The 1,003-nt window shown below is 51.8% G+C and carries 1 protein-coding gene; it reads left to right on the forward strand.

Translation table 11 applies throughout. The annotated features are described in order from the left end of the window. Positions 1-62: 62 nt before the first annotated feature. The coding region (locus tag HNR50_RS22145; RefSeq protein ID WP_221439969.1) for a proton-conducting transporter transmembrane domain-containing protein at positions 63-1,003 on the forward strand (941 nt) is incomplete at its 3' end.

The raw sequence follows: 1,003 nt of genomic DNA on the forward strand, positions 1-1,003 counted from the left end.
TATGCGGTTAAACTGCAGGGCCACGGGAAATCACTGGATATCAGCAGCTATGAGGACTTGAAATGGTAAACGCCCTATTAATCAATCCGATTTATATAATCGGCATCGGCCTGGGTGCGGCTTTTCTTATCGGTTTCTTTAAGAAAGGGAAAAGTTTCGCCCTCCTGGTCATGATCGCCGCTCTGGCGTTTATGGCTTTTCTTTCGTTCAATTGGCTATTCGCCTTCCTCTATTCGGGTCAGCAGCCTCTGGAGATTTTCACAGCGGGATTCAAGCCCCCCTTCTCCATAAACCTGCGCATGGGTACCGAAGAGGCTTTCTTCACTTTCGCGGTCAACCTGGTCGGTCTGCTCGGCGGACTGTATATGCTCGACAAACTGAAAGAGAAAGGCAACCACGCCATATCGGTTTTCGTCGTCCTGATTATGGGACTGGACGGCATCATCATGACAAGAGACCTGTTCAACCTCTTCGTGTTTTTGGAGATCGCCTCCATTGCCACGGCCGGTTTGATAGCCCTCTCTTCGGAGCGCAAGGCTCTGGGGGCGGGATTCAAGTACATGATCGCCACGGGACTCATCTCGGGATTCCTCCTGATCGGAATTATCTTCGCCTATTATTTCGGCGGAACGCTCAATATCGACACTCTGACTTCAGCTAATCTTCCGGCGCTGAAAGGGGGCGTGTACGCACTCTTCCTGATCATTATCGCCATGACGCTGGAAATGAAACCCTTTCCGGCCAACGGTTGGGCGATTGATGTCTATGATGCGGCTCCCGCGGGAATCAACAGCATCATCTCCGCAGCCAGCGCAGCGGCGGCTTACTACGCCCTGTCGAAGATTCTGCCCATGGGCGGTACCCTTTTCATGCGTTTTATCGCTGTTGCGGGACTGGTGAGCTTTATCGGCTCAAACCTGGCGGGGATCAAACAGAATAAAGCCAAAAGGCTTCTCGGTTATTCATCAGTCGGTCAGATCGGTCTGCTTATGATCATTCTGGG

Origin of the sequence: Spirochaeta isovalerica (assembly GCF_014207565.1) — a bacterium.
Taxonomy (GTDB): domain Bacteria; phylum Spirochaetota; class Spirochaetia; order DSM-2461; family DSM-2461; genus Spirochaeta_F; species Spirochaeta_F isovalerica.